This is a genomic window from Novosphingobium sp. PP1Y (assembly GCF_000253255.1).
Classification (GTDB): domain Bacteria; phylum Pseudomonadota; class Alphaproteobacteria; order Sphingomonadales; family Sphingomonadaceae; genus Novosphingobium.
Map to the genome: position 1 here is coordinate 3,837,595 of NC_015580.1, position 13,295 is coordinate 3,850,889.

At 56.8% G+C, this 13,295-nt stretch carries 10 protein-coding genes; 7 read left to right on the forward strand and 3 right to left on the reverse strand.

The annotated features are described in order from the left end of the window. The first annotated feature begins 2 nt into the window (after positions 1-2). Complete coding sequence (locus PP1Y_RS24065; protein WP_013834492.1) at positions 3-905, forward strand: nuclear transport factor 2 family protein; 903 nt, start codon at positions 3-5, stop codon at positions 903-905. A 106-nt stretch (positions 906-1,011) separates the two neighbouring features. Next, a complete protein-coding gene (locus PP1Y_RS24070; RefSeq protein ID WP_232512556.1) occupies positions 1,012-1,752 on the forward strand; it encodes a helix-turn-helix transcriptional regulator in 741 nt (246 codons plus the stop codon). Between the two features lie 4 nt (positions 1,753-1,756). Here the strand turns inward: PP1Y_RS24070 and PP1Y_RS24075 are convergent, their stop codons facing one another. Further along, on the reverse strand, positions 1,757-2,500 hold the full coding sequence (locus PP1Y_RS24075; protein WP_013834494.1) for an enoyl-CoA hydratase-related protein: 744 nt from the start codon (positions 2,498-2,500) through the stop codon (positions 1,757-1,759). A 633-nt stretch (positions 2,501-3,133) separates the two neighbouring features. Here PP1Y_RS24075 and PP1Y_RS24085 point away from each other — a divergent pair. The 5 genes from PP1Y_RS24085 (at position 3,134) to PP1Y_RS24105 (ending at position 8,319) form a co-directional block, all read left to right on the forward strand. Further along, positions 3,134-4,294, forward strand: a complete 1,161-nt coding sequence (locus PP1Y_RS24085) for a tyrosine-type recombinase/integrase (RefSeq protein ID WP_041559524.1) — start codon at positions 3,134-3,136, stop codon at positions 4,292-4,294. Then, positions 4,291-5,409 (forward strand): hypothetical protein, encoded by a 1,119-nt coding sequence (locus PP1Y_RS25925; RefSeq protein ID WP_013834496.1) that lies wholly within the window; start codon positions 4,291-4,293, stop codon positions 5,407-5,409. The genes PP1Y_RS24085 and PP1Y_RS25925 overlap by 4 nt, the downstream gene beginning before the upstream one ends. An 87-nt stretch (positions 5,410-5,496) precedes the next feature. Further along, positions 5,497-5,688 carry an AlpA family transcriptional regulator gene (locus PP1Y_RS24090; protein WP_158511875.1) on the forward strand — a complete coding sequence of 64 codons (192 nt, stop codon included), beginning with the start codon at positions 5,497-5,499 and terminating at the stop codon, positions 5,686-5,688. Positions 5,689-6,297: 609 nt separating this feature from the next. Beyond that, a complete protein-coding gene (locus tag PP1Y_RS24815; protein ID WP_148275065.1) occupies positions 6,298-6,687 on the forward strand; it encodes a hypothetical protein in 390 nt (129 codons plus the stop codon). 180 nt (positions 6,688-6,867) lie between these two features. Then, entirely contained in the window at positions 6,868-8,319 is a 1,452-nt protein-coding gene (locus PP1Y_RS24105; protein ID WP_013834500.1) for a hypothetical protein, read from the forward strand. Positions 8,320-8,342: 23 nt separating this feature from the next. On the opposite strand, the gene PP1Y_RS24110 is transcribed toward PP1Y_RS24105, so the two are convergent. Continuing rightward, entirely contained in the window at positions 8,343-11,498 is a 3,156-nt protein-coding gene (locus PP1Y_RS24110) for a type ISP restriction/modification enzyme (protein ID WP_013834501.1), read from the reverse strand. Between the two features lie 780 nt (positions 11,499-12,278). Beyond that, the gene (locus tag PP1Y_RS24120; RefSeq protein WP_041559157.1) at positions 12,279-13,223 is read right to left on the reverse strand and encodes an AtpZ/AtpI family protein; all 945 of its coding nucleotides are present in this window, start codon (positions 13,221-13,223) and stop codon (positions 12,279-12,281) included. Between the last annotated feature and the right edge of the window lie 72 nt (positions 13,224-13,295).

The following is a 13,295-nucleotide window of genomic DNA, read 5'->3' on the forward strand; positions in this document are numbered from 1 at the left end:
CCATGCCAGACGCCAGTAATGCCGACGTCATTCGCGACTATTATCGCGCCATGGAAGAGGGAGACTTCGCGCACGTCGTCTCCCTTCACGATCCAGAAGTCACCTGCTGGATGTCGGGCACGAGCTTGGTGTCCGGCCGGTTCGAACAGCGTGAACCCCTTTACGCCCACATGGGTGAGCATGTTCTGGGATCGCTCATCGTCGGCACCGAAGATTACGTAAAGGGATCGCGGCTCGTCCTGAGTGATGGCCCTTTCGTTGTAGGCCTGCTTCACGGCGGGCTGCCCGCGAAGGGCGTCGGTCGCTACGACCAGTTCTATCTCCAGATATTCCGGTTCGAGAATGGGCTGATCCGGGAGATCGTTGAAATGTTCGATACCGTTATGGTCGAGACAGCGTTGATGAAGCACTCGCTAGTGACAGGTCGCACATCCCCCGACCGGCCCTTCATTCTCGACGAACCGATCCGTGAACCACTGGCTGACCGGAGCGCAATGGTTGCACTCGCCGAGGATTTCCTGACCGCAGTTGCTGAAGCGGACATGGGGCGGCTCAAGGCAACGCTCTGCAACGACGCCGAGATACGGATCATCGGTTCGACCCCATGGTCGGGAACTTGGGGCGAGCCTTGCGTGCTGGGCTCGATCTTCTCGGAGGGGCTCGATTGGCAAGGTATCGTTGCAGCCGATGCCGGCGGAGCGGCAGGGCTCGCAAAGAGCCCCAACGGCAATCAGCAGTACGGAGTGCTCCTCGAAGCCCGCGAAGGTCGGATCGGTTGCGTCTCGGTGTTCCTCGACACCGTAGCGGCCGAATTGTCGGCCTTCGACAACCCGATTGTTGGAGGCTCATCCAGATCCATCAAGCCTCCATTCGACGTGGCGCTAGCCTTTTCGGCCTTGCCGTGAACGAGCGGGGCAATTCGTGAGCGAAGGCCACTGGCAAAGGACCTTCCCAATGCCAGAGTTCGGTGCTGCTCCGATCCACACCATTAAGCAATCAGTGGTCGAAGGAGTGACAATACGTGAACCGAAAGATGTGCTTCCCGCTGCCAAGGCGCTGCGCGATGCAATCTGGGCGACATGCGAGTTGCACGTAACCGCGAGCCACGACATCTCCGGTACCCGGCCGATGGTCTGCGACGCTGGCACTGCTCTGGCCGCTAGTGTCTTCAGCGCAGCAGGCCCTGATCGATGGTGGTTGGATGGAGGACTTGCCCTGCGTTCCCCCCTCATCGCGGCAAGCCGCGTGCGCGCCGCGCCGTTCTGGTGCAACGCTGCCGGGATTTACGACTATGGGGGACGCCAGATCCTGCCCGAAATCAACCTTGAGAATTTCGCGGCGCGTGCTCTCACCCATTCGGCCATTGTAGTTCCGGTACACCTGCCACTCGGCCAACTCGGCGTCGTCAGCATCCTGTCGCCAGACGCTTTCTGCGAAGATCTGCGGGAACCGTTCGATCGCCATTCGCAGACATTGGCAACTTGGGCAGGACAATTTGTCTCGACCTATGTTGAAGCGATGCAAGGCCCATCGCGCATGGCCGGCGCGGCCGGACTTTCGCGTCGCGAGGTCGAATGCCTGCACTGGGCCTCAGTAGGCAAGACCAATGAGGAAACGGGAATGATCCTCGGCCTTAGCAGGGCCACCATCCGCTTCCACATCGCCAATGCTGCCCGCAAGCTGGTCGCGGTCAACCGTGACCAGACGATCTTCAAGGCCGCGCAGCTCGGCTACTTGCCGAGCTGGCGCTAGCCCTTCAATGCCCCTGCCAAGACGCGGGCCGACGCTCGCGAAAGGCTGCGACCCCCTCTTCCTTGTCGCGTGTCGCACATAACCCTGCGAAGGTGCGACGCTCGAACAATAGCCCTGCCGACAGATGGGTTTCAAATGCATGGTTCACCAGTTCTTTGTTCGCCAAAACTGCCAACGGCGGCATTGCCGCGACAGTTTGGGCCAGTTCCAGCGCCGCATCTAGAAGTTCGTCATCTGGCACGACCCGCGTCACCAGATTAGAGCGCTCTGCTTCGGTGGCGCTCATCGTCCGGCCCGTGAGGCACATTTCCATCGCCTTCCACTTGCCAACTGCGCGTGCCAGTCGCTGCGAGCCACCCATCCCCGGAGATATCCCCATGCGAATCTCGGGCTGCCCAAACCGCGCACTTGCGCCAGCCAGGATCATGTCGGCCATCATCGCCAGTTCGCAGCCACCGCCAAGTGCGTAGCCCGAGACCGCGGCGATCCAGGGCTTGCGAACGCGAGTGAGCTTTTCAAATGGCGCATAGGGATCGTCACCGAATGCCTCGGCAAAGCCGCGTGATTCCAACTCGGTGATATCAGCACCCGCGGCAAATGCAGCTTCATTTCCCGTGAGAATGAGGCATGACTGGTTCGGGTCCGCGTCGAAGCCACTGAAGGCATCCACCAATGCGCACATGACATCCCCGTTCAGCGCATTGCGAACTTCCGGTCGATTGATCCGCACAAGCGTGACGGCATCCATCTTCTCACTGGTTACGCAAGGTATGTGGTTCGTTGCATCCATTACTTGCGCCTACCGCGATCACTCCGCTTGGCTAAACGCACCATAAGGTGAGTTGTGATATCATGCACGATACGAAAGGGCCTCAACGGAGAGGATTGGGAACGTTTGAAGGTATGTTTGACCTTCAAGGTCACAAGGCCACGGTGACGAGTGGGTCGAGCGGTTTGGGACGACATTTCGCGCAGGCCGTTTCCGGGCCGGCGCAGATCTTGTTCTCGGGGCGCGGCGGCACGAACACCTGGATGCCACGGCAAGACCGGTGTGCATTTTAGGACAGCATTGCCGAACCATCGCTTTCGACGTCTGCGGCAGCCGCAGCAAAGAGCGGGCCTCCGCCGTCTTGGCGGACATCGACATGCAGCGTCTGGGAAGGCGCCGAACCTGGTGCCCAGAACTGAACGGTCATGGCGCACCCGACAGGATTCGAACCTGTGGCCTCTGCCTTCTGAGTGCAGAGTTTCCGTACAATGCGGGACAACCTGGAACACCGAAGGCCCTGAAATAGCGTTATTTTCTATCTCTCCTTGTTTCTGATAATCCCTGCATGTATTCCATACGCATTCCATACAAAACGGAATGAGGGAATTGGCAGTGGCATTGGACCTGAGCAAAGTCGGCAACCGGGAGCGATTGAAAGTTCAACGCGAGCCGCATTGGCAAAGGCTCCGTGCCGGTTGCTTTCTCGGCTTCAGGCCCTCCAAGCGCGGAGGCAAGGGGACATGGATTGCCCGCGTCTATGACGAGGACGCCAGCCGCTACCAAGTGAAATCCCTTGGCGATTTCGGCACTCTCCCCGGAAACGAGATGTTCGCAGCGGCCAAGAAGGAAGCTGAGAAGCTGGCCGAGCTTGTGGAATCGGGCGGCGAAATCCGCGCCAAGATCGAGACGGTCGCCGATGCCTGCCGTGAGTATGCCCAAGAGCGGCCAGAAGCCGAACAGCGCTTCAGGCGATACGTCTACGAGGACTCTATCGCCAAGGTGAAGCTGGACAAGCTACGCCGCCGTCACGTCAAAGAATGGCGTGAGCGGCTGGAAGCACAACCTGCACTGGTGAGCCGACGCAAGAAGGGCGAGCCGGTCGAGCGCGAGCGGGCACCATCTACCGTCAATCGCGACATGGCCGTGCTGCGAGCGGCATTGAGCAAGGTCTTGTCGCCCGGCGCACCGAATAGCGAAGCGGCATGGCAGGAAGCCTTGAAGGCGATTCCCAACGCCAATGGACGCCGTACGCTCTATCTTGATCGTAAGCAGCGCAAGAAACTGATCGAAAGCACCGATGCAGAGGCAGCGGCGTTTGTCCGCGCCCTGTGCCTCTTGCCACTCCGTCCCGGTGCCATGGCAGCGCTCACGGCAGGCGACTTCGACAAGCGCACTTCGGAACTGACAATCGGAAAGGACAAGACTGGCAAACCGCGTCGCATTCAGTTGCCGCAAGAGGCAGCGCAACTGCTCGCCAAGCAGGCCAAGAACAAGCTACCAGGCGCTCCGCTCTTCATGCGCGCTAACGGCAAGGCATGGGACAAGGATAGCTGGAAGCGGCCCATTGCAACCGCCGTGACTGCTGCTGAACTGCCAGCCGATGCCACGGCCTACACCTTGCGGCATAGCACCATCACCGACCTAGTAAGCGCGGGCCTGCCACTGCTCACCATCGCGCAGATTTCCGGCACGAGCGCCGAAATGATCGAGCGCCACTACGGGCACCTTGCCAGCGATGCAGCGGTCAAGGCGCTCGGGGAACTGGCCCTTTGAGCGAGGAGCACCCCTACCATGGAAATGACCCTACCGTGGGAATGACGGTGCAGGTTTGGCTAACTATCGCCAGAGCGGCAAAAATCCTCGAACCGGGATCCGGTGGATTTGATGTAGCGCAGGAACGCGTGACCCACGCGCTTCGTGACAACCAAGTGCGAGTGAAGGCTACCCGCCGGTCACCACCACATGAATTGCCGGAGTGGGACCAGGTTACAGATGACGTGACTTGGTTTGACCGGGACCGGGATCGTGAAAGGGCAATCGTTCAAGGCATGACTGATAGGCGGCAGGAATGGCATGAATTCCTGTTCAATGGCGGCTTAGTTGTCCGAAGGGAGGACGTTGAAGCGCTTGATGGCCCCCGTTCTTGGGAAAAGGTCACACCTGCCCTCGTTGCCAAGTCAAAGGGGCTAATCACTAACTGGAATCTGCCTGAAGCCTTGGCTTGGGTGGCGACTGGAGAATACGAGCAGGTCGCTCAAATCGGTTGCGATGGCGCATGGCGAAGGATCGATGGCGAAGAGGCTTGGAACGGCCAGCGCGTGTTTGAAGAATTCAAACAGCGCGCATCGATCGGTTGGCTAATCAGATTCGTCTCTCTCCACCATTGCGCCTGCGGAGCGCATTCCAACGTCGAGCAAGAAGCATGGGAAAATTGCAAATGCACCATTTCGGCATTCGAGAAGCTTTGGGATGCCGTGAACGACGGAAATCTTGCAGCATACGATAAGCTATCGGAGGCACCGATTGAGACTGGCGAGGTGCCCGGCTTCGAGCTTGATTGTAAACGCTTTACGTTGTCTGCTCCGCGACACCCAGGAGCTGTCGTATTTCGCCGGGTCGACCTTGAACGGCTGTGGCCCTCACTGCCAACGCAAGTGAGCAATCGGCGAGCGGATAGACCGCGATTGCCTGAAGCAGATTTGCGGCGCTGGTGGACTGAGCAAGATGAAGTCGAGGCAGTGCCAATCGAAGAATTATGGAAGCAAGCACAGAACGCCTTCCCTTCGCATCAAATCAGTCGCGATAGGGTTCGGACCTTGGCTGGTCCCCGAAAGCGCGGACCGAAGCCAATCGGCGGCAAAGCGACCGCGAAATATCCGCCAAAATAGACCGCGAAATTCCAAGCACTCATTCCCGGCCATGCCCTGAAGCACGGCGGCATATCGTTCCGTCTGTGCATGGGCATGGAAACTACCATGACGGAACTTTTGACCGTGGCGGAATTCAAGGATCGCTACAAAATCAGCCACAGCGCGTTTTACCGCCTTGTTGCCACAAATCGCATTCCCATCAAGAAAATCGGCCGCGCAACTCGTATCGCAGTCGCCGACGCAGAAGCTTGGGCCTCAAGCCTTCCGACACAAGGCGGGGGGGCTTCCAATGGATGACCGCAAGAAAGATGCCCCCAGCGCCGTTGCAGCGGCTCTGGGGGCGAACGTCGACAACCTAGCAAGCCCTCGACCAAGGGCCGACTATCACGCAAATCAGCTACCACTCAAGCCGATGGCAGTCATTTATGTCTGGCCTGACGGTAGACTCCGCACTGTCAGAGGGAAGAATGCGCGCGCGCTCATCGGCTTGGTTCAAAAGAGGCACGAAGGCTTTACGCGATCAGACATGTCGGGCTGGGAGGGGTATCTCCCATCTCATGTCTCGGAACTTCGCGAGAGGCACGGGTTGGAGATTCAATCGACGCTAGAGCCGCACCTTGGCGGATTTCATGCGCGATACTTCATCCTCTCACCCATCGAAATCCGAGAGATCATCAAAGGTTGAACTGGCGAACCTAGCAGGGCGGCTGGAATCGGTCGCCTTGCTTTCGCCCACCGATTTCATCCCTCGGAAGGGAGGTTCTCTCCGTGCGCATGCGAAACAGAAACAAGCCCAACAAGACGGGCCGGAATGATAACCAGCCATGGCGTCGATTTGTCAGGCTAGGCCATGACCTACTCGACCAACCAGCCTTTCGCGCCCTGAGCCCTACCGCGCGCGCCCTGATGATCGAATTGGCAATGCTCGATAATGGACGGAACAACGGGAGTCTCTATCTCAGTGTTCGGGATGCTGCGGACCGGCTTGGCCTGGTGGACATCAATGCCGTTCGCAACGCCTTCGATGAACTGCAAGCAATGGGCTTCATTGCCGTCACCAAGGACGCGAGCTTTCACGTGAAGGCGGGCGAAGCGTCTCGCGCCCGTTGCTGGCGACTGACATGGATTGCCTACCCTGGCCATTCGGGCCCGACCAACGAGTATGCGGGAATTGAACCAGCGCCCGGCACAAAAGCACGTAAGCGCATGGAAGCAGGAATGAGAGCGCTCAAACGATACCGGAAGGACCGAAACTCTGGTCGTTTGCCGGTGCGGGATTCCAAGTCATTGGGCTGAAACTGATAGAACTGAAACTAATCACCGTGTTGGATAGCCACACGGCGAGAGCCAGGAATGGCAGAAAACAGCCAATCCTCTTCGTATCGGATTCCAATGCACACATAGCTGCTACCATAGGTAGTGCTCCATTCCCGCTTGTTGACTATCCTTGGTCACGCACAGGCAGAGGATTGAGACATGGCAGCCAGAAAAACACTCGTGAACCCGGTGCTTTTCTCAAAGCACTTCGGCGTGAGCACCACAGCGCTCGCCAAAGCCAAGTTGCTCGATCCGGTGCTCAATAGCGACACAAAGCTCTTCATCGATCCTCTGCTCGTCCCGAAGAGTCAGAATACGAGAATGAAAAAGCAGGGACGGAAGGATCTTGAAGGCGGCTTTCAGAACGTGGTCAGCTTGCTATCCATTTCAGCGAAGGAAGGCGATGTCGCTTGGCGCAGGGCATTCAATGCGCTCGACTTGTCAGAACGGTCAGAGACCGGGCTGGGCTATGGTGGTGCAGGAACAAGCGGCAGTTCCCGGCCGCCAAAGCTGAGAAACGGAATCCTTCGAACGGCCAAAGAGATTATTGCACTTGGGGTAAAAGACCCAAGCATGATCCCGCTTATGCCTCTCTTTGAAGAGGGGGTTGGCCCTGACACGCTTAGCGACATGACGACGAATTTCCTTCTGCCCGTTCTGTGTCAGGTGACTGAGGAATTTTGTGCAGCCAACAAGGTCCCTGTTCGCGCCTTCGGCAAGAAATACGACAATCGCAATCTGCCCGAAAATCCGTTCCAACCGGACAAGCCCGTTATCATGGTGCCGCGCGATATTCTTCGTGATTTGCCTCTCGCTGCTGACTGGTCGGATGTCAGCCGTGTCGTCATGGAAATTCAGGAAATCCGGGACGCGGTGAACAGCATGTTCGGGAACCTCGCCAAGGCTACCCTGTCACAGAAGAAGGCAGCGCTGCGGAGAGCCGTACTTTCGTCGGAATCGCTACTTCGCGAACTGATCGAAGCCGTGGGAGCCGCGGCTGAAAGCTATGATGAGAAAGCCGACCTTGACGGATACTTTCAGTTCCGGCGAATCCTCAGTGAAGACCCTACCCCCTATGTCGGAGCACTAAGCAATCCCGCTACAAAGGATGCTTCGACGCTCCTCGAAACGGTCATGACCATCGTGGATACTTTCCAAGGCCTGGTCGAAGACAACAACTTGTGGGAGCTGCTCTGGCACGGCAACGCACATAGGCACGAACGGGCCAGTCAACTGCTCTTCTTCGCAATCGCCAACGTCATGTGCGCGGTGAACAACGTTGACATCTCGCCAGAGACTAACTCAGGCGGCGGACCGGTAGACTTCAAATTCTCCACCGGCTTTCGTGGGCGCGTCCTTGTCGAGATGAAGCTTTCCAAGGGGCGCGTAGAGCATGACTATAAGACGCAGCTGGAAATATACAAAAAGGCAGCGACCACCTCCCAAGCGATTTTCGTCATCATGGATATTGGCGGCATGGGCCGAAAGTTGCGCAAGATTGAAAAGCTGAAACAGGACGCTGAAGCACGCGGTGAGCGGACTTCTGAAATCGTCGTGATCGATGCTCGCCGGAAGGCTTCTGCGAGCGTACGGAACGACACGATGCTCTGACGGGAGCAAGCCCGCCAAACCAATCAGTCGCTTGCGTTCGCAGCGCTCAATGGCAACTCAATGCCCTGCATGATCCGGTCGGTTTCGGCGAGGATTTTGATGATCTTTTGATAGTGGCGAATGTCATCCCACGACAGGGCGCGGCCTTTGCGGTCTTTCAGCCATTTCTGCGCGGGGTGGTAGCCGCCGATTGGGAAATCCCATGCGATGGCAGGGACGCCTGCGAAACCCTGATCCTTGTTGATCCAGACCTTGCCGCCTTCAAACCGTGGCTTGTCGACGACGCTATCGCCTTCGCCTTCGAACGGGAACTTGGCTTGTCCGATAGCCGCGTCTTCCATGAGGTGAAGGCGGCGCAGCGCTTCGCCTTGCTCGCTCACCTTGCGGAATACCTCAGGTGATGGCGGGAAAGGGATGCGCGGAAATTCAATTTGCAGGAACTCGGCATAGGTTTCGCGGTACGCCGGACAATGCAGCACGCCATAGATGTAATCGAATACCTTGACCTCGTCGGCGCGAGCATCGCCAGTGGCGCGGCGAAAGGCATCTGCCCCGTTGGGCGCGGCTGGCGTGCCGGACAGGCCAGCCGCCTTGCGGATTTTCCCGTAGAGCTTGTGATCGTAGTTGACTCGGATCGACTGGTCTAAGTCTTGCTCATCAGGATAGAGGTAAAGGGGGGCAAGAAAGTCCTGGCCCCGGTTCCCGAGATAGAACGTGCCGTGGCAGATCGGAATGTCGCTCACGCCTGCATGCGAGAAATCTTCGCCGACAAATTTCTTATTCACGATCAGACCGAGGTTCTTGGCGCGAAAGTGGCGCATCACCTCAAACCTTGGCCGCCCCAGGAATCCGCCTGACCTCTTTGTCTGCACCGTATGGCGCACGTCGAATGGGCGATACAAGATGGCGGACTTTGTGAAATCTCCAGCAGCCAAATCAGCGCGTGCCTTGGCCACTGTCCACACCTTCTGGGAACGATAGCGCTTGCTTAACTCGGCCTCCTCAAGAGTGAGGAAGTCATCAATAATCTGGTCGCGCTCAATCTTATCGTATTGGATGGTCAAAGAATCATTTTTGGTTTGGATGCCACTGCTCAAACTTACGAAAAGATCATCGATCAGAAAGTGCTCTCCGTCTTTCGGTTCCAGATTCTTAGGGATGAAGAAATGATAAGGCGCTTTCGTCTCTAGCTTTTCGGCGAAGCCTAAATCCAATTTACCGAGGGCATCGTATTTGTCGGCTCTCCGGCCTTTGATCTCACCGTAATGCAATCCGCGCTTTCCGCTACCGCCTTTAACCATCACCACGATGGCAACGCCTTGCATGATGTCGAACACGTTTTCATCAAGCGACGATTCACCTGAGCGCGTGTCGCCAAAGAGGTTCAATACGTGGACGCTATCGAAAGTGGAAAGCAAGTGCTGCCGCATACCCCTCAGGGTTGTTCCGTCGAGATAAGAATTATTCGTGATTAGCGCAGCGATACCTAGTCCATTTCTCACGATAAAGGTCTCAGCTAGTCTGACGAATTTGATGTAGTCATCATCCAAATTGATTTTTCGCTCTGACAACCCGCGCTTGTAAGGTTCAACTAGTCCGCGAGCGAAGGGACTCATGTTCTGTGAGGAGCTAGAATACGGCGGGTTGCCGATCACGCACATGATTGGCGCTTGGCGTTTGATGTCGCTTGCGGCTTTCGCTTCCTCGGCAATGGCGCGAGATAGGCCGAAAAGCGTTTGATCCACACGCTCGCCTTCTTCCAACGAATTGGTGAGATAGACGCCCAGCCGGGGCGGCTTGTTCGATGGCTTGTAACCTAACCCGGTCAGGATCATGTCCAGCTTCATGTGGCACATGGCATAGCTTGCCATGAGCAATTCGAAGCCGTGAATGCGCGGGATCAGGTCTTGCTCGACATAGTTCGACCATTGGCCAGGCGCGATGCCCTTTACCCGCTCAGAAACGAGCTTCACGACTTCGGCAAGAAAGGTGCCGGTGCCGGTCGCCGGGTCGAGAATCTGGACGCGATGCACCTCTTTCTTGATGGTTGCAGGCTTGCCCTTCTTGTCCGCTTGGCCTGTGTCCCAATCAATCGAAATGCGGCTGGTATCGGCAAGCCCGTCCGCTAGACCAAACTCAGATTTCAGCACTTCGTCGACCGCACGAACGATGAAATTCACGACCGGCTCAGGCGTGTACCAAACGCCTCGTGCCTTGCGCTTGGCCGGATTGTATTCGGCCAGGAACACTTCGTAGAAATGCAAGAACGGGTCTTGCCGCGCCGTCACCTTCCCGAAGTGGCGAAGCACTTGCTCCATGTTCGTGGCGCAGAAGACGTCGCACAGTTCATCGATCACACGGCGCAGGCGCTCGTCCAGATTCGGCCCCGCGATGTAGATAAACAGTTCGCGCAGGAACGGGTTGGACTTGGGCAAGAGATCCAGCGCTTCGCCTCGTGTGAACGTGGCCGGCGTGTCATCATGTAAGCGCGCCGCGAAAAGCCCATAGGCAATTGTCTCGGCGTAGATGTCTGCAAACTCATCAACCGTGATGTCGTGGATCAGGTTTGCCTTGAATGCCTCATATTGCCCAATCAGGTCGGAAGCTGGCTGGCCTGCCTCCTTTGCCTTCATATCGGCCACCAGAGCGCGGCCCATGATGTCTTTGATGATGGCAGCCTTGCCCGCCATCATTTCCGCCAGCCGCTTGGATGACGTGATGCTGAGTGGCGTAACGTGAGCAAAGTCGCGTAACCGGTTTTCCAAGAGCGCAAAGCTGTCCGGCCTTGCGGGCATGGTCGGGATCAGGTCGGCAATGGTGATGAAATCCACCGCCTCGCCATGCCGAATGAATTCGAAGTCCAGCCCGTTCGTGTAGATCAGATTGGGCAGACCCTTGCGGTATCGCTCCTTCTGGCCCTTGCTGTAGTCATTGGCGGCGAACTTTCGAACGTCCTTGCCGATGTCCTTCGCCTCGCACCAGCCGATGGCGACATCCCCGCGCTGGAACACGAAATCAGGCGCGCCGACATCGGTAATATGCTTGGGCTCATTGATGACAGTAATGGCGGGATCGATCGATGCGAACAGCTTCGCCAAGGCTGGGCGGAAACTGTGTTCGGTTGTCTGGCCACTGGCGTAGAGCGCACGAATTTCAGATAGATAACCTTGAACGTCCATTTGCGCTTGCGCCCCTACTGCCTTCGCGAGACTTAGCGACAACCAGATACAGCGCCAAGTATCTTGGACTTGCAGGATGAAGGTTGCTCACGCTCCACTGATAACCATGATGTTGGGCTCTATAGATCAACAGCGCGGTCACCCCGGTCTACACCTCGCAATCTGGGAATTTGACAAGCACACCGTACCCCGCGATTTCGGGACATAAGTCTCTCTAAACTTTGAAGAATAGTGGTTTGGGCGAAAGTCACCCGCCTACGAGTTGAGCGGGTTTGCACCGAGCCGTAGCCAACTCACGCAGACATAAGGCTCTGAAACGGATATTGAAAATCGCCGATGTGCGCGAGTTGTCTGCGATCCATGGAATTCGCCCAGCTCAAGTAGCCCAGCCGCCCTCGCTCAAACTGTAACTTCTAACTGAACCTATTGCCTGAAAGCATCTCAGTCGGAGAAAAAGCGGTCAGCTAGCGCTTCATGCAGGTGCATTCGGTGGGTAGGACCCGCGAATGTGACATTGGAGGTTGGCCAACAAAAGCCTGATCAGTCAGGAAGCCTTCTGAGTTATCTTGCCGCGTTGTTCGGTCTTGGCAACATGCGCGGGGCGCTCGATAGCTTGGGCTAAGGCATAAGCCGACTGTCCCGTACCGCCCTTCAAGATGTAGGCCGAACTCACTTTCGGCAGCAGCCGTTCGCTAGAGGTGACATGCACTTCGACGATGCGGCCAGACTTGCTGGAGCGGCTTAGATGGGTTCTCGCTCTGCTCATGTGGAGAATGTAATCTACTTGGATTCCGGCTGCAAGCGGGATCGCCAGTCAAAAAGATGCGCGAGGACTTGGGCGGCGTGGCCTACGATCCCGCGATTCTCATCATCAAACCGACCGATGACATTGCTTGTCACGACCAGCACGCCAAACTGAGCCGGTCCAGAATTAAGGTCCAATGTTATCGGTGCTGACACGAAAGACCGATAGACGTTCTCGTCATATTCTCGGCCATTCTCTGCGCTCGGCTGCAAAAGCATCGATGCATCACCATCAGCCATATCAATGGTGTAGAGAATTCGGTTTTGCATGAACGCGGATCCTACGTGGCCATCCCCCTGCCTCCAGGCTCGCGGCGCCCCTGTGGAAGGATGGTCTTCTGTTCGCTTATACCAAATTGGTATCAGTCGTTCGGTATCTCTATCATAAGAGTAAACGGTCACAGACCAGATGTCGTCAAAACCAAAACCGAAGAGAATGCCCGCAGCATCGATCATGGGCTTTATAGCGAGGCCACAGGACTCTGCGAAATCCTCATCATTCGTGGGCGCCTTCTCCTCGATGAGACCCTGAAAAGTTGACCAGTAGGAGCCGAGTCGATTGGCGGTTTGTAGCCAAGTCCTTTCTTCAACGAGAATGTCCAGATCGTTGAGCGCGTCTTCGTAAGCCTCCGCCAAAACCGAATTTGAAAGATGAAGTGCGGGGACCGTCTCAGAGTATCGGGTGGTCACGTAATACAGGGCCGCCTGGAAGGCGACGATTAGGCAAGTGACGGTCCAAAACCAGCCGGTGCCGACTTTTGTGGCATCGAAGACGCCAAGCCACACTGCAAGTGCAGTTGGGCCTGCTAGGATCGCTAAGAAATTGACCAAGCGATTTTGCGACTGAACTGCGCGCCGGAACTTGGCCTCGGTCGCGAGCGGTGACTGATCTTTATTTGAATCGGAATCGGCTTTGCTCATCGCCCACTCAAACCGCAACGAGCAGAATTTGCCAAGGCTGCTTGGCCAATGTCAGGCATTATTGAGAGGAGA